The sequence below is a fragment of the Nocardia brasiliensis IFM 10847 genome, assembly GCF_000710915.1.
Lineage (GTDB): Bacteria > Actinomycetota > Actinomycetes > Mycobacteriales > Mycobacteriaceae > Nocardia > Nocardia brasiliensis_A.
Genome location: NZ_BAUA01000183.1, coordinates 1 through 16259 on the forward strand (window position 1 = coordinate 1; position 16259 = coordinate 16259).

General features: G+C 67.8%; 15 protein-coding genes. 5 read left to right on the forward strand and 10 right to left on the reverse strand.

The features are described from left to right. Window positions 1–15: 15 nt before the first annotated feature. From NBRGI_RS35565 to NBRGI_RS35590, 6 genes are read right to left on the reverse strand one after another with little or no spacing between them, the layout of a single operon-like run. Window positions 16–1212 carry a TetR/AcrR family transcriptional regulator gene (locus NBRGI_RS35565; RefSeq protein ID WP_029901558.1) on the reverse strand — a complete coding sequence of 399 codons (1197 nt, stop codon included), beginning with the start codon at window positions 1210–1212 and terminating at the stop codon, window positions 16–18. Between the two features lie 14 nt (window positions 1213–1226). Further along, window positions 1227–2774: a long-chain-fatty-acid--CoA ligase gene (locus NBRGI_RS35570; RefSeq protein ID WP_029901559.1), complete on the reverse strand. Its 1548-nt coding sequence runs from the start codon at window positions 2772–2774 to the stop codon at window positions 1227–1229. Window positions 2775–2781: 7 nt separating this feature from the next. Continuing rightward, window positions 2782–3612, reverse strand: a complete 831-nt coding sequence (locus tag NBRGI_RS35575; RefSeq protein WP_029901560.1) for an SDR family NAD(P)-dependent oxidoreductase — start codon at window positions 3610–3612, stop codon at window positions 2782–2784. Between the two features lie 15 nt (window positions 3613–3627). After that, complete coding sequence (locus tag NBRGI_RS35580) at window positions 3628–4038, reverse strand: MaoC/PaaZ C-terminal domain-containing protein (protein WP_029901561.1); 411 nt, start codon at window positions 4036–4038, stop codon at window positions 3628–3630. After that, a complete protein-coding gene (locus tag NBRGI_RS35585; RefSeq protein ID WP_029901562.1) occupies window positions 4035–4496 on the reverse strand; it encodes a MaoC family dehydratase N-terminal domain-containing protein in 462 nt (153 codons plus the stop codon). The genes NBRGI_RS35580 and NBRGI_RS35585 overlap by 4 nt, the downstream gene beginning before the upstream one ends. A 4-nt stretch (window positions 4497–4500) precedes the next feature. Further along, window positions 4501–5688, reverse strand: coding sequence for a lipid-transfer protein (locus NBRGI_RS35590; protein ID WP_029901563.1), 1188 nt, complete (start codon window positions 5686–5688; stop codon window positions 4501–4503). Window positions 5689–6389: 701 nt separating this feature from the next. Here NBRGI_RS35590 and NBRGI_RS35600 point away from each other — a divergent pair. Continuing rightward, complete coding sequence (locus tag NBRGI_RS35600; protein ID WP_029901564.1) at window positions 6390–7700, forward strand: fatty acid desaturase family protein; 1311 nt, start codon at window positions 6390–6392, stop codon at window positions 7698–7700. On the opposite strand, the gene glpK (NBRGI_RS35605) is transcribed toward NBRGI_RS35600, so the two are convergent. Next, entirely contained in the window at window positions 7701–9233 is a 1533-nt protein-coding gene (gene glpK / locus NBRGI_RS35605) for a glycerol kinase GlpK (protein WP_029901565.1), read from the reverse strand. It abuts the gene before it with no gap. Window positions 9234–9263: 30 nt separating this feature from the next. Next, window positions 9264–10028: an IclR family transcriptional regulator gene (locus NBRGI_RS35610; RefSeq protein WP_029901566.1), complete on the reverse strand. Its 765-nt coding sequence runs from the start codon at window positions 10026–10028 to the stop codon at window positions 9264–9266. 251 nt (window positions 10029–10279) lie between these two features. Here NBRGI_RS35610 and NBRGI_RS35615 point away from each other — a divergent pair, with 251 nt between their 5' ends. From NBRGI_RS35615 to glpD, 3 genes are read left to right on the forward strand one after another with little or no spacing between them, the layout of a single operon-like run. Further along, a complete protein-coding gene (locus NBRGI_RS35615) occupies window positions 10280–11101 on the forward strand; it encodes an MIP/aquaporin family protein (protein WP_029901567.1) in 822 nt (273 codons plus the stop codon). Between the two features lie 41 nt (window positions 11102–11142). After that, a complete protein-coding gene (glpK, locus tag NBRGI_RS35620) occupies window positions 11143–12663 on the forward strand; it encodes a glycerol kinase GlpK (RefSeq protein ID WP_029901568.1) in 1521 nt (506 codons plus the stop codon). 43 nt (window positions 12664–12706) lie between these two features. After that, window positions 12707–14386 (forward strand): glycerol-3-phosphate dehydrogenase, encoded by a 1680-nt coding sequence (gene glpD, locus NBRGI_RS35625; protein WP_029901569.1) that lies wholly within the window; start codon window positions 12707–12709, stop codon window positions 14384–14386. Between the two features lie 78 nt (window positions 14387–14464). Here glpD and NBRGI_RS35630 read toward each other — a convergent pair whose 3' ends face one another. After that, window positions 14465–15349, reverse strand: a complete 885-nt coding sequence (locus tag NBRGI_RS35630) for a class I SAM-dependent methyltransferase (RefSeq protein WP_029901570.1) — start codon at window positions 15347–15349, stop codon at window positions 14465–14467. 88 nt (window positions 15350–15437) lie between these two features. Here NBRGI_RS35630 and NBRGI_RS35635 point away from each other — a divergent pair, with 88 nt between their 5' ends. Then, entirely contained in the window at window positions 15438–16088 is a 651-nt protein-coding gene (locus NBRGI_RS35635) for a class I SAM-dependent methyltransferase (protein ID WP_029901571.1), read from the forward strand. On the opposite strand, the gene NBRGI_RS48320 is transcribed toward NBRGI_RS35635, so the two are convergent. Beyond that, entirely contained in the window at window positions 16085–16249 is a 165-nt protein-coding gene (locus tag NBRGI_RS48320; protein ID WP_156055173.1) for a hypothetical protein, read from the reverse strand. The two genes, NBRGI_RS35635 and NBRGI_RS48320, sit on opposite strands and share 4 nt — an antisense overlap. Window positions 16250–16259 lie beyond the last annotated feature (10 nt).

The following is a 16259-nucleotide window of genomic DNA, read 5'->3' on the forward strand; positions in this document are numbered from 1 at the left end:
CCCGCGGACGCTGAATCAGCGGCCGGGGCCAGGCAGTCCGAGGACCTCGGCGGCGATCGTCGCCGCCACCGTGTCGACGTCACGGTAGGCCCGCACCTGCCGGGTCGAGGCCAGGTCGTTCAGCATCGACTGGGCGGCTTGCACCCTGATGCGGGCGGGAATCGGCTCCCACTCCGGTCGAAGCCGACGGAGCAGATGCACCCACTCGGCAATGTAGGCGCGCTGCGCCGCCTTCGCGCGCCTGCGGTCGGCCTCGGGCAGCTGCCGGGCCTCCGAGACGAGCGTCTGCATCAGATGTGGGTTCTCGAAAACGAAAGCGCTGTAGCTCGCGAGTAGTCGTTCGAGCGCGTCACGCGGGCCGGCGGCCTGCGCCAGCGCCCGGTGCAGGTCGCGGCGCAGCCATTCGTCCCCGCGCACGATCGCCGCGAGCAGGATATCGGCCTTGCCCGGAAAATGGTTGTAGACACTGGGACCCGCGATGCCGACGGCGGCGCCGATCTCGTCCATCCGAACGCTCGCGAAACCGCGTGCCGCGAACAGCTTCGTCGCCTCGGTGAGAATCGCTTCCCGGCGGTCCAGCGCAGCGAGCGGCGTGGCGTCACGCTCGAGATCGCGAAGCTCGCCGAATACCGGCGGTGGGGCATGGACCACCGAGTCGACGAGTTCGCCGAGCAGTGTGCCGAATTCGGGCTCGGGCAGCGAAAGGCTGTGAAACGAGACGCTGTTCGCGACCGCGAGCGCGGACCAGGCGAGCAGATCCGCGGCCGCCGGGGTCAGGTCGGGGCGGCGAGCGGCGATGAGCCCGGCGAGGCGGGCACCGATGTGGCGCGCGGTGGCCCGGAATTCGGCTCGGTCGTCGACGGACAGGTGGCGCGCCTCGCGGCGCCACAGCACCCCGACATCGCGGCGGGCGAGCATGGTCGCCGCGAGCGTGGCGCCGATCTCGTCCGGCTGTGCCGCCGCGGCGTCGACCGCCTCCGCGAACGCGGCCAGCGCCTCCCCCACCACGGTGGCCAGCAAGCTCTGTTTACCGCGGAAATGCCGGTACAGCGCGGAGGGGCCCATCGCCACGGCCGCGGCCACATCACCCATCCCGACATCGGCATATCCGTTGCGACAGAACAGATCCGCGGCAGCGGCAACGATCAGTGCACGCCGGTTCGCCGGCCTGGTGCCACGGGCCGGACGGACCAGGTCCGGCCCGCTCACCATACGATTTCGCTCCCTCAGGACACTTGACTCGCGTCCGGATCCCAATACTTCCTGCGCAGTTCGCGCTTGAGAATCTTACCGGCACCCGAGACCGGCAAAGCCTCGGCGAACTCTACCGTGCGTGGCGCCTTGTACCCGGCGATCAGCGATTTGCAGTGCGCGCGCAGCTCCTCTTCCGCCGCCTGCGCACCGGGCAGCAGCACGACGACGGCGTGCACCCGTTCGCCCCACTCGTCGTCCGGCACACCGATCACCGCACACGAGGCGACGGCGGCGTGCGCGGCCAAGGCGTTCTCCACCTCGGCGGAGTAGACGTTCTCCCCACCGGTGATGATCATGTCCTTGAGCCGGTCCACGATGAAGACGTAGCCGTGCTCGTCCATCCGGCCGCCGTCGCCGGTGTGCATCCAGCCGCCCCGAACCGCGGCCGCGGTGTCCTCGGGCCGATTCCAGTAGCCGAGCATGACGTTGTCGCCGCGCACGACCACCTCACCGACCTCGCCGCGCGGCACCTCGTTGTCGTCGGCATCGACGATGCGGACCTCGACGTGCGGCGTCGCCCGGCCCGCCGAGCGCCGCAGCACCGGGTCGTCGTGCTCGGCCGGTCCCAGCAGCGTCGCGACGGGGGCCAGCTCGGTCATGCCGTACGCCTGGGTGAACCCCGCCATCGGAAAGACCTTGCGGGCGCGGCCGAGTACCGCCTCCGAGATCGGCGAAGCGCCGTAGGTGACCGTGCGGACACCGCTGAGATCGAAATCCGCGACCGCCGGATCGTCGACCAGCAGCTGAATCATGGTCGGCACCAACAGCATATTGGTGACGCCGTGCGTACCGATCGCCTGCAACACGCCGCCCGGCGTGAACATCGGCACGAAGACGTGTGACGCGTTCACCAGATTGCCCGCGACCCACATGGCGATATCCGCGAGGTGGAACATCGGTGCCACGTGCAGCACCGTGCCGTACGGGGTGACGAAATCTCCCACGGCACAGCTGCCGAGCGCGGAGATGATCATGTTGTCGTGGCTGAGCATGACCCCCTTCGGGTGCCCGGTGGTGCCGCCGGTGTAGAAGACACCGGCCAGCTCGTCGCCGCCGGTTCTGGTGTCCGCGACGGGAGTGTGGTCGGCGACCAGTGTCTCGTAGTTCAGCGCGGTGTCGGGTGTCGGGCCGTCGCCGCAGAAGATCACCGTCGCGAGGCCCGGAAACTCTTGCCGCAGTTGCGGAATCAGGGCAGCGAACGCGTCGTCGACGAGCAGCACCCTGGTATCGGATTCGCGCAGCGAGTAGACGATCTCCGCCGGGCTCCAGCGAATGTTCACCGGGTTGACCGCGGCGCCGAGCCAGGGCACCGCGTAAAGGTATTCGTAGTAGCGGTCGGAGTTCAGCGCGAGGATGCCGACCCGATCGCCGCGCCGGACACCGAGTTCGGCCAGTGCGCCCGCGAATCGCGCGATGCGATCGGCGGATTCGGCAACGGTGCGCACGCGGTCGCCGAAAACCGTGAGCACGCGATCCGGGTGCTGCTGCAGCGTGCGGTGCAGCGATTGGGTCAGATACATCGTCGTCCTAGATGTTGAAGCCGCCGCCGCAGACCAGGGTCTGCCCGCTGACGTAATCCGATTCCGGAATGCAGAACAGGTAGACCGCACCCGCCGCCTCTTCCGGCGTCCCGCCGCGCCCGAGCGGCACCATCTGCTCCATCGCGGCGAGCAGGTTCGGATTGACGCCGACCTTGATCTCCTTGCCCGCCACGTCGATCGTGCCGCCGGTGCCCGCGGGCGCCTCGGTGAGCCGGGTCTTGATCAGGCCGAACGCGACCGCGTTCACGGTCACGTTGTAGCGGCCCCATTCTTTGGACAGGGCCTTGGTGAGACCGATGATCCCGGCCTTGCCCGAGGAGTAGTTCGCCTGTCCCGCATTGCCGCCCGTGCCGGCCAGCGAGGAAATATTGACCACCTTGCGGCACGGCACCGGCTCGCCCGCCTCCTTGGCCCGCTTCGCGGCCGCGGCGATCACCGGCTGCGCGGCCCGCAGGATTCGGAACGGGGCCTTGAGATGCACGTCGAGGATGGCGTCCCACTGCTCGTCGGTCATCTTCTGGATCACCGAATCCCAGGTGTAGCCGGCATTGTTGACGATGATGTCCAGCCCGCCGAACGCGTCCACCGCGGTCTGCACGAACCGCTCGGCGAAGCCCTCCTCGGTGACACTGCCGATGCACGAAACCGCCTGTCCGCCTGCGGCTTCGATGGCCGCGAGGGTTTGCTTCGCCGGTTCCGGATCGAGGTCGTTCACTACCACCCGCGCGCCCTCGCGCGCGAGCTTCAGCGCGATCTCCCGGCCGATCCCGCGGCCGGAGCCGGACACAATGGCGACCTTGCCATCCAGAGTTCCCATGTGCTGCAAATCCTTTCAGAGTGCGACGACGGCGTCGCCGAGGAGGGTGACAGTGCCGTCGGCGAGCACGACGGCCAGTTCCAGGGTGGCGCGGCGCTCGCCGTCCACCTCATCGATCGCGACGACCTTGCCGGTCGCGGTCGGCTGGGCGTGCACCGGCGTGATCGCGGCGAAACGCACGCGATACGCGCGGATCGCCCGCGGGCCGAACCGATCCGAGACCAGCCTGCCCAGATAGGCCATCGACAACATGCCGTGCGCGAACACGTCGTCGAGCCCGGCTGACTTCGCCACGTCGAGGTCGATGTGGATCGGATTGTGATCGCCGGAGGCACCGGCGAACAGCGCCAACGTGGTTCGGGTGATCGGCGCGAGGCGCAGCGGCGGCAACTCGGTGCCGACTTCGATGGATGCGAGGCCGGTCATGCCGCGGTGACCTCCGGATTGCGTACGACGATCACGGATTTCAGCTCGGCGATCAGGGCGCCGTCGGCTCGCGTCACGGTGGAGGTCTTCTCGATGAACTCCAGTGCGCCGCCCTTCTTGCTGTACACGTTGCCGATGGTCGGCGTGGCGGTCAGCACGTCGCCCGCCACCGCGGTGCCGTAATAGACGAACGACTGCTCGCCGTGCAGCACCCGGCGCAGATCGACGCCGAGATCGCCGAGCCAGCCGAACGAATCCGGGCTGTCCAGCTCGATGCCGAACAGAAAGGTCGGGGGCACCGGCAGATTCGGATAGCCCGCCGCCTGCGCGGCGGCAAGATCGGTGTAGATCGGATCGGTCTCGCCGATCGCCTTGGCGAAGAAGCGCAGCCGCCCCGCCTCCACCGTCAGGGTGCTCGGCGGCAACTGCTTGCCGATCACGGTCGGGTCTACGGGCATGGGCTCAACTCACCTTCTCGTACAGGGTCACCACGGCCGCGCCGCCGAGGCCGATGTTGTGTTGCAGCGCGATTTTCAGGTCGTCGGCGACCTGACGGCCTTCGGCCTCGCCGCGCAATTGCCAGACCAGCTCGGCGCATTGCGCGAGTCCGGTCGCACCGAGCGGATGCCCCTTGGAGAGCAGGCCACCCGAGGGATTGGTGACCACCCGTCCGCCGTAGGTGTTGTCACCGTCGTTGACGAACTTCTCCGCGGTCCCCTCCGGCGTGAGACCGAGCGCCTCGTAGGTGAGCAACTCGTTGGCGGTGAAGCAGTCGTGCAGTTCGACCACCCGGATATCGGTCGGCGCGACACCGGAGGCTTCGTAAACCTGGTGTGCCGCAGCCTTGGTCATGTCGTAGCCGACGATCTTCGTCATGTCCTTCTGCTCGAAAGTGGACGGGAAATCGGTGGTCATCGCCTGCGCCCGGATCACGACCGAGCGATCGATGCCGTTGGCTGCGGCGAACTCTTCGCTGACGAGCACCGCCGCGGCGGCGCCACAGGTGGGCGGGCAGCACTGCAAACGGGTCAGTGGACCGTAGATGTGCGGGGAGGCGAGCACTTCACCGACCGTCAGCGGGTCGCGGAAGACCGCGAACGGATTGTTCGCCGCATGCCTGCGCGATTTCACCGAGATCTTCGCGAAAGTCTCCGGCGCGGTGCCGTAGCGCTCGGCGTAGGTCCGCCCCGCACCGCCGAACATCTGTGCGGCGAAAGGAGATTCGTCGCGTTCCTGGATCTCGTCCATCACCTCGTCGAAGCGGGCGAACGGACTCGGCCGGTCGGCGTAGCCACGCGCGAGCGCACCGCGCTGCATCTGTTCGAAACCGACCGCCAGCACCGCCTCCGCCGCGCCGGACTCGACCGCCTGGCGCGCGAGGAACAACGCCGACGAGCCCGTCGAGCAGTTGTTGTTGACGTTGATCACCGGGATACCGGTCTGGCCGAGGCCGTAGATCACCGCCTGCCCGCAGGTCGAATCACCGTAGACATAGCCGGCGTAGGCCTGCTGGATACGGGAGTAGTCGAGGTCGGCGTCGAGCAGTGCGGCCCGCGCCGCCCTGGTGCCCATGACGTCGTAGGTCTCGCTGCGGCTCGGGGTGGTGAACGGGATCATTCCCACGCCCGCCACGACTGCACGTCTGCTCATGTCTGTCCCATCAACATTGACTAGCGACTGTTCACTTATTGAACAGCACAATGCGATGAGCATCACGAGAATCACGAAAGTTCCAGGTCAGCGACCTAAAATACACTATCGATGATTCACTTAGTTCGAAAGCCGGCCCCAGGAACGGCTCGAGCCCCCGCATCTCCTGGGGAGTTGCGGGGGCTCGCGCGTCATGTCCGGCGTCAGGCGTGCGGCGGAGCGACCTCCCCGACAACAGAACCGGAGCCGTCCTCGGCCCTACTGAACACCGGCTGATGATGTACTTCACTGCTCTCGGCAGGCTTATACACCTGAATGGGAATGGTGTCGTGGCTGAACAGCCCCGACCCTTGCCCGCTTTCCTGACTCATTCGTCGAGCCTCCTCCGATCGGCCGCCAATAGCCGATCCCCTCTATTCAACCCTCTCTGCGCCCAGAACCTCGCATGATCCCCACCGTGGTGTCGAAATTCCCCTGCCGGAACGCGTGATTCGCGGCCGCCACGTGCCGTTTGTCTCGCATCCGCCTGCTGTTGCGCCTACCGTCGCCCCAGCGGTGGTAGCGTCGAGGTAGGAATTATCGACGTCGGCTCTCAATCTCCGACCATCCCAGCTCGAGTTCCGAGCAACGCCGATCGAGACGCGCATCGGCGGCCGGTCCGGCGTCCCCTGCGCTGGGCGGCGATCAGCCGAGAAGGACCTATGGCCATCACCGATATTGCCGTGTATTCGCATCTGAGCAAGGAGGACATCGAGTCGCTCGGCGCCGAGCTCGACGCGATCCACCGGGACACCAGCGAATCGCTCGGTGGCCGCGACGCGGCCTATATCCGGCGCACCATCCGCTTCCAGCGGGCCCTGGACATCGCGGCCCGCCTGCTGATCGCGGTAAACCGTAACCGGACGACGTGGTTGCTCGGCACGGTGTCGCTGGCCGCCGCCAAGAGCATCGAGAACATGGAAATCGGCCACAATGTCTCACACGGCCAATGGGATTGGATGAACGATCCGGAAATCCATTCCACCAGTTGGGAATGGGACATGGTCGGGCTGTCCGCCCAGTGGAAGTACTCACACAACTTCCGCCATCACGTCTACACCAACGTCATCGACATGGACGACGACATCGGTTTCGGCGTGATGCGGGTGACCAGGGACCAGGAGTGGAAGCGCGAGCATCTGTTGCAGCCGCTGCAGAATCTGATCCTGGCCACCACTTTCGAATGGGGCATCGGCCTGCACGGCCTGTACGCCGATCGCGACCGCGTCGAGACCAAGGCCGAGAAGTCCGCGCTGACAAAGGCTTTCCTGCGCAAAGTCGGACGCCAGGCGGTCAAGGACTACGTACTGTTTCCCGCGTTGAGCGCAAAGCGCTGGCGGCGTGCGCTCACCGCGAACATCGCCGCCAATGTCCTGCGCAACGCCTGGGCCTACGTGGTGATCTTCTGCGGGCATTTCCCGGACGGCGCGGAGAAATTCACGCCCGCGGCGCTGACCGATGAGACCAGATCCGAATGGTATCTGCGGCAGATGCTGGGCACCGCGAACTTCGATGCGGGACCGATGCTCGCCTTCGCCAGCGGAAACCTCTGCTATCAGATCGAACACCATCTGTTCCCCGATCTGCCTAGCAACCGCTACGCCGAGGTCGCCACCCGGGTTCGCGCTCTCTGCGACAAGTACGACCTGCCTTACACCAGCGGCTCGTTGCTGCGGCAGTATCTGCTCACCATGCGCACCATTCACAAGCTCGCGGTGCCGGACCGCTGGCTGATCGCCACCTCCGATGATGCGCCGGAAACCGCGTCCGAGAAGAAGTTTCAGACCGGCGCCGCGCTGGCGGTGGCCGAACTCTCCGATGCGACAACGGGTTTGCGCACCGCGCTGCACAACGCGCGCCTGCGCCTCGAACTCGAAGCGGGCGTCGAGGGCAATGGCCTGCGCCGGGCCGCGGCCAGGATCAGGTCCAATATCTCCGGTTCGCTGCGCAGGCCGGTCGCCGACGCCGGATGATCATGGCGTTCGCGCTTCATCGCGGCGGTGCTTCGGACGGAGCCAGCCGAAAGTCAATTGCACTGCGCGCTGCCAGTTCTCGTATTCGTCGGCGCGGTGCAGCGGGTCCATCTGCGGGACCCACTGGGCGGCCAGGCGCCAATTGTTGCGCAGGCCCTCCAGGTCCGGCCAGTAGCCGACGGCCAGACCGGCGGCGTAAGCGGCTCCGAGCGAGACGGTTTCGGCGACGAACGGGCGCATGACGGGCAGATCCAGCACATCGGCCACGATCTGCATGAGCAAGTTGTCCGAGGTCATCCCGCCGTCGACGCGCAGGGCGCGGGCTTGTAAGCCGGAGTCGGCGTTCATCGCGTCGACCACTTCACGGGTCTGCCACGCCGTCGCCTCCAGCACGGCACGCGCGATGTGGCCCTTGGTGATATAGGACGTGAGACCGGCGATGAGACCGCGCGCGTCACTGCGCCAGTGCGGCGCGTAGAGCCCGGAGAAGGCCGGCACGATGTAGCAGCCGCCGTTGTCCTGCACGGTGCGAGCGAGGGTTTCGATCTCCGGGGCACTGGTGACCAGGCCGATGTTGTCGCGCACCCACTGCACCAGCGAGCCGGTCACCGCGATCGGCCCCTCCAGCGCGTATACCGGCTTCTCGTCGCCGATCTGGTAGCCGATGGTGGTGAGCAGACCGTGCGAGGACTGCACCAGTTCGCGACCGGTGTTCATCATGAGGAACCCGCCCGTGCCATAGGTGCACTTGGTTTCCCCACGCGCGAAACAGGTTTGGCCGAACAGCGCGGCGTGCTGATCACCCAGCGCGGCGGCGATCGGGATACCGGGCACGACCCGGCGGGTGGTGCCGTAGGACGCAGTCGAGGGCTGGATCCGCGGCAGCATGGCCGCGGGAATACCGAAGAAGCTCAGCAGCTCCGGATCCCAGGTGAGCGTGGTGAGGTTCATCAGCAGAGTGCGGCTGGCGTTGGTGACATCGGTCAGGTGCAGGCCGCCGTCGACGCCGCCGGTGAGATTCCAGATCAGCCAGGTCTCCATGGTGCCGAACAGCACCTCACCGCGTTCGGCCCGTTCCTGCAGCCCGGGAATCGAATCGAGCAGCCAGCGCAGCCGCGGCGCCGCGAAGTAGCTGGCCAGCGGCAGCCCGCACAGCTCCCGGATGCGGTGTGCGCCAGGCCTTTCCTCGTACTCGCGGACCAGGTCCTCGGTCCGCACGTCCTGCCAGACGATGGCTCGCCGGATCGGTGCGCCGGTGCGCCGGTCCCACACCACCGTGGTCTCGCGCTGATTCGCGATGCCGAGGGCGGCCACCTGTTCGGCGGCGATGCCGGAGTCCCGCAGGGCGTGCGGCACGATCCGATCGACATTGCGCCAGATCTCCATCGCGTCCTGCTCGATCCAGCCCGGTCGCGGATAGTGCTGCTTGTGCTCGCGTTGCGCGACGCCGACCAGGCGAGCGCGCTGATCGAACAGGATGCACCTGGTGGAGGTGGTGCCCTGATCGATCGCCAGCACGAAACGTTGGGTCATCCGCGTCCTCTCCTGCGATGAGTCAGTGGGTCAGTGTCCGCCGCCCAGATCCCGCGAGACCGCGTGCGCGGCGTCGCGTACCTGCCCGACCATGGCGGCCCGGTGTCGTAGTTGCGCGTCGCAGAGCCGGTCGACCGGTCCGCTGATGCCGATGGCACCCACCACGAGCCCGCCGTGCGAGCGGATCGGCGCCGCGATGCCCGCCTCGCCCGGCCGGTATTCCTCGGTGTCGCCCGCCCAGCCCGCCTGCCGGACCGCGGCGAGCGTCCGGGTGAGGACCGTGCGGTCGACGATCGTGCGCCGGGTGAGCGAGGGCAGGTCGGTGCCGCGCATGTCCGCCAGGAGATCGGCGTCGTAGGCAAGCAGCACCTTGCCGAGCGCGGTCGCGTGCGGCGGGAGCAGTTCGCCCAGTTCGAGCGCCTGTTCGGAGTTGTCCGGGCGGAAGACGTGGTGCACCACCACCACGCTTCCGTCGACCGGCGCGCCGATGCGCACGGCTTCGCCGGTGCGCGCCGCCAGGGCATCGGCCCAGTTGATAGCGCGCGAACGTAATTCGTTGGCATCCAGATAGCTGGTGCCCAGGTGTACGAGGGCCGCGCCGAGCTGATACTTACCGGTCGCCGGATCCTGCTCGACGAAACCGACGCCTTGCAGCGTGCGCAGGATTCCGTGCGCGGTGGGTTTGGCGAGACCGAGCGCGCCCGCGATTTCGCCGACGCCGAGCCGGCCTGCGCCGCGGGCGAGCAGGCGCAGGATGGCCGCCGCTCGCTCGATCGACTGGATCGGTCCGGGCATGCCCCGAAACTAGCTGCCGGATTCGACAATGTCGAACATACGGTGAACAAACAGCAACACTCCCGGCGCTCAGTGTGACGTGCGTCATGCCCGCTTCCTCGGCCCCCGGACACTAGCGGCAGCAGCTGGGGGCAGCCAGGCCCACCGTTCGGCATTGTCGAACGCGCACTATGTCCGGGTTCGCGGCCGGGTCGTAACGTCTCGATGCGCAGGGTCGCGTGGGGCGACCACGGGCGAACGGAGACTCAACGATGAACTTCGGCTCGATCTTCCTGAGTGAGGCACTAGGCACAGGGATGCTGGTCTTACTCGGTGTCGGCGTAGTCGCGAACGTATTGCTGACCAAATCCAAGGGCTTCGACGGCGGCTGGCTGTTGATCAACTTCGGGTGGGGTCTGGGCGTGCTCGCCGGTGTCTACGTCGCCTACAAAACGGGTGGTCACCTGAACCCTGCGTACACGATCGGCGTGCTGGCCAGCGGCGCGGACGAATACACGGCCGGCGTCGAGATCACCGTCGCCACCACGCTCGCCTACATTCTCGGTCAGTTGGTCGGCGCCTTCGTCGGCGCGAACCTCGCCTACGTCGCGTACAAGCGACACTTCGACGAGGAGACCGACGAGGAGAAGAAGCTGGGCGTCTTCGCCACCGGCCCCGCGATCCGCGGGCTGTCCTGGAACTTCGCCACCGAGGTGATCGCCACCTTCGCGCTCGTGCTGGTGCTGCTGGCCATGGGCCACACCGCCACCGGCCTCGGCCCGCTCGCCGCCGCGCTGCTGGTGGTCGGCATCGGCGCCTCGCTCGGCGGGCCCACCGGCTACGCCATCAACCCGGCGCGCGACCTCGGGCCGCGGCTGGCGCACGCGCTGCTGCCGGTGAGCAAGGGCGCCGCGGTCCGGCCGGTGCGCGAGCCCGCCACCGTCGGCGGCGGCGCGGCCGAGCTCAGGGCCGATCCGGGCCCCACCGATCTGCCGGGCCGCAAGAACTCCGACTGGGGTTATGCCTGGGTGCCCATCGTCGGCCCACTGCTCGGCGGCGTGCTCGCGGGTCTGGCCGCACAGGTCCTTTTCTGAATACCTTTCTCTTTCCACAGCTTTCCCCGAAAGGACCACCGATGACCCAGTATGTCGGCGCCATCGACCAGGGCACCACGAGCACCCGCTTCATGGTGTTCGATCACAGCGGCAACGAGATCGCCCGCCACCAGCTCGAACATCAGCAGATCCTGCCGCAGGCCGGCTGGGTGGAACACGACCCGACCGAGATCTGGGAGCGCACCCGCGCGGTCATCCAGAGCACGCTCACCAAGGCCGATCTGCAGGCGAGCGATCTGGCCGCGGTCGGCGTCACCAACCAGCGCGAGACCACCGTCGTGTGGAACCGCCGCACCGGCCGCCCGTACTGCAACGCCATCGTCTGGCAGGACACCCGCACCGATCGCATCGCGGCGGAACTGGAGCGAGCCGGCCACGGCGACACCATCCGGCACAAGGCCGGATTGCCGCCCGCCACTTACTTTTCCGGCGGCAAGCTGCGCTGGATCCTGGACAACGTCGCCGGTGTCGCCGAGGCGGCCGAGCGTGGCGAGGCGATCTTCGGGACCACCGACAGCTGGCTGCTGTGGAACCTGACCGGCGGGGTCGACGGCGGCGTGCACGTCACCGATCCGACCAACGCCAGCCGCACCATGCTGATGAACTTGGAGACCCTGGACTGGGACGACGAACTGTTGTCCATCTTCGGGATTCCGCGTTCGATGCTGCCCGCCATCGCCCCGTCGTCGAACCCCGAACTGTTCGGAAAGACCAGGGCCGACGGCCCGTTCGGTGGCGAGGTGCCGCTGGCGGGCGTGCTCGGCGATCAGCAGGCGGCCACGGTCGGCCAGGTGTGTTTCCGGCCGGGCGAGGCGAAGAACACCTACGGCACCGGAAACTTCCTGCTGCTCAACACCGGCACCGATATCGTGCGCTCCGAACACGGCCTGCTCACCACGGTCGCCTACCGGCTCGGCGACGACAAGCCGGTGTACGCGCTCGAGGGCTCGATCGCGGTGACCGGCTCGGCGGTGCAGTGGCTGCGCGACCAGCTGGGCATCATTTCCGGTGCGTCGCAAAGTGAATCGCTGGCCCGGCAGGTCGAGGACAACGGCGGGGTGTACTTCGTGCCCGCCTTCTCCGGGCTGTTCGCACCGTACTGGCGTTCCGACGCGCGCGGCGCGATCGTCGGACTCTCCCGGTTCAGCACCAACGCCCACCTGGCGCGGGCGACGCTGGAATCCATTTGCTACCAGACCCGTGACGTCGTCGAGGCCATGCAGGCCGACTCCGGCGTGCAGCTCGACGTGCTGCGGGTGGACGGCGGCGTCACCGCCAACGAGTTGTGCATGCAGCTGCAAGCCGACTTCCTCGGCGTCCCGGTGTCGCGCCCGGTCGTCGCGGAGACCACCGCGCTCGGCGCCGCCTACGCGGCCGGCCTCGCGGTCGGATTCTGGAGCAGCACAGACGAACTCGTGCAGAACTGGCACGAGGACAAGCGCTGGAACCCCACCGGAACCGAGGAACAGCGCGAACGCGGCTACGCCCGCTGGAAGAAGGCCGTGGCGCGCACCCTCGACTGGATCGACGTCGACGAGTAGCTCGTCGGCGCTTGGCGACTTATCACCGAAGAAGGAGAATGCAATGTCCGCGAGATTGGATCCGAGCTACCGCGCCCGCGCGGTTGATGCCCTGGGCGACAACGAAATCGATGTGCTGGTGATCGGCGGCGGCGTGGTCGGCGCCGGTGCCGCGCTCGACGCCGCGTCCCGCGGCCTGAGCGTCACCCTGGTGGAGGCCAGGGATTTCGCCGCGGGCACCTCGAGTCGTTCCAGCAAGCTCATCCACGGCGGACTGCGCTATCTCGAACAGCTCGACTTCTGGTTGGTGCGTGAGGCATTGAAGGAGCGGGGCCTGCTGCTGAACAAGCTGGCCCCGCACCTGGTCCGCCCGGTGTCCTTCCTGCTGCCGCTGCAACACCGGGTCTGGGAGCGCGCCTACATCGGTGCGGGAGTCGCGTTGTACGACACCATCGGCGGTGCGCGGGCGCTGCCCATGCACCGGCACCTGAGCCGTACGCGCGCACTGGAATTGGCGCCCGCGCTGCGCGAGGATTCGATGACCGGCGCGATCCGCTACTTCGACGCGCAGGTCGACGACGCGCGCCACACCATGATGATCGCGCGCACGGCGGCCCAGCACGGTGCCACAGTGCTGACCCGCACCAAGGTCACCGGGCTGCTGCGCGACGGCGAGCGGGTGATCGGCGCGCAGGTCACCGATCTGGAGACCGGCCGCGAACACACCGTGCGAGCCCGTCGCGTGATCAGCGCGACCGGCGTCTGGACCGACGAGATGAACCGCATGACCGGCGTCGAGTTCCCGTTCCACGTGCGGATGTCCAAGGGTGTGCACATCCTGGTGCCGCGCGAGCGGCTCGACCTGGACACCGGCCTGATCATGCGCACCGAGAAGAGCGTGCTGTTCGTGATCCCGTGGCACAACCACTGGATCATCGGCACCACCGATACCGATTGGTCGCTGGACAAGGATCATCCGGCCGCGAGCAACGCCGACGTGCAATACATCCTCGACCACGTGAACGCGGTGCTGCGCGAGCCGCTGACCCGTGACGACATCGTCGGCACCTACGCCGGGCTGCGTCCGCTGCTGTCCGGCGCGTCCAGCGACACCTCCACGTTGTCGCGGGAACACGCAGTGGCCGAGCCGGTCCCGGGCCTGTTCGTGATCGCGGGCGGCAAGTACACCACCTACCGGGTGATGGCCGCCGACGTCGTCGACGCCGCGGTCAAGGGTCTCGGCCGCGCCGTCGCACCGTCGGTCACCGACAAGCTGCCGATCCTCGGTGCGGTGGGCTACCAGGAAATGCGCGCCGATCTGGACAGCCTGGCGCAGCGCGTCGGCCTGCCCAAGGCCACGGTAGAGCACCTGCTCGGCCGTTACGGTTCCGGCGCGCACGACCTGTTCGAGCTGATCGCCGCGGATCGGGCCCTGGCCGAAGCGCTGCCCGGCGCCGAGGAGTACCTGGCCGCCGAGGTGGTGTACGCCGTAACCCACGAGGGCGCACTGCATCTCGACGACGTGCTCACCCGCCGCACCCGGATCTCGATCGAGGCATCCGATCGCGGACTGCTCGCGGCACCCGAGGTCGCGCTCCTGATCGGCCCGTACCTCGGCTGGGACACCGCGGACGCCGAGCGCGAACTCACCAGGTACCGGGATCGTGTCCAGGCCGAACTGGCCGCCAACAAGGCGGCGGACGACGAAGCCGCGAACGCCGCCCGCCTGGTCGCCGTCGCCTGACCGGACGCACCCCCGGCGGGCTCGAAGTGCCGGTCCGGCTTGCGGTTTCGCACCGCGCCGCACCTGCGAGCCCGCCGGTCAGTCTGCGCTCAGCTGGAAATCCCAGATGAGCAGGGCGGGCACGCCTGCCCGCGCAGCCTGCGCGGCCTCGGGCACCATGGCGGCCAGGGACCACGGCCAAACATCCCAGGGGCCAGGGTCTTCGGCCGGTGCGGTGGTGGATCCGTTCGGCAACACCGGTTCTTCGCAGTGCCGGAGCTGAAACCCGAGCGGCAGTGCGGCACGCAGGTAGTCACCGACGAGGTAGCGGTAGACCGGAAGGCGCCCGGGTTGTCCGGCACTGTCGCGCACCGTGGGCACCGAGCCGAACGCGACAGCATCGGGATGCGTATCGGCGATCACCAGATGCCCGCCCGGCCGCAGCACTCGGGCGAACTCTGCGAGGATCGGCTCCAGCGCCGAATTGTGGTTCAGCGCAAGGGCACACACGACCAGATCGACCGCGTCGTCGGGGACCGGCAAGTCGTGCAGATCACCCGCCCGGAACTCTGCCTGCGGCACTCGGGCCCGCGCCTTGTCGAGCATCTCGGGTGAGCTGTCCACCCCGATCACCTGATGGCCGCGTTCGACCAGCCATCCGGCATGCCGCCCGGTCCCGCAGGCGGCATCGAGGACCGCGCCGACGGGCAATGCGCCGACGAGCCGCTGCACCACGGGGGTGTCGATATCGAAAGCCGCGTTCCCAGGCTCGTCGTACCGCGCCGACCAGAGCCGGTACCCCGTCACCGTGTCGACCCGCTCGACCTCGACGGCGGCATCGATCAACGTCTCGTCCGCCAGCAGGTCGCGGACCTCGGCTATCCGGGCTGCCACGAAGTCACGATCGTGCGCGCCGGTGAACGATCGCAACAACGCGATACCTTCGAGGCCGAGCAGGTACGCCAGCGGATGTTCGTAGCCCATGCCGAGTCACGGTACAAACCGTTTCGCCCTCGCTCCAGCGATTTTCGGCCGTTGACCTCGAGTGCGGTTGAGGTCCGATAGTGGGGACATGACTCAATCTGTCGAGCAATGGAATGCGGTTTACGACGACGATGCGGCACCGTGGTTGATCGGACGGCCGCAGCCCGCGATCGTGGAGTTGGAACGCGCGGGGTGGGTGCGAGGGCGGGTGCTCGATCCCGGGTGCGGCGCGGGTGAACACACCATCCTGCTGACCGAGCTCGGGTACGACGTGGTCGGCATGGACCTGTCGCCCAGCGCAATCGAATACGCCCGGAGAAATGCTGCGGCACAAGGGGTTCCGACCGCGCGCTTCGAGGCTGCGGATCTGCTCACCCTTGGCGACGCACAGGCGGCGCCGACCTACGACACCATCGTGGACAGCGCACTGTTCCACATCTTCGGCACCGAACCGGAGAACCGCGCCGCCTACGTGCGCAGCCTGCACGCGCTCTGCAAGCCGGGCGGAACGGTCCACATCCTGGCGCTCTCGGACGTCGAGCCCGGCTTCGGCCCCCGGATCAGCGACACCCTGATCCGTGAATCCTTCAGCGAAGGCTGGGAATTGGAGGATCTACAGCCCTCGAAGTACCACGGCACGGTCACCGCGTCGGTACTCGGCCAGGACACCGGCTTCGACCTGCCCGCGGGCACCGCCGTCGAACTCGCCGCCTGGCAGGCCAGGGTGCGCCGGCTCTAACCGTCCATTCCCGCGTGTCCGTCCGGTGTCGATTCGTCGGTCTCCACATCGGCGCCGGACGGGTGCTCGTCGGCATGGGTGGCCTTGGTGTGCTCGTCGGCGAAATCCGCCTCTTCCAGCTTCGATTCGGCCGTCGCCCGATCCATCTCTGGTCCGCTCATATTCGCCGCG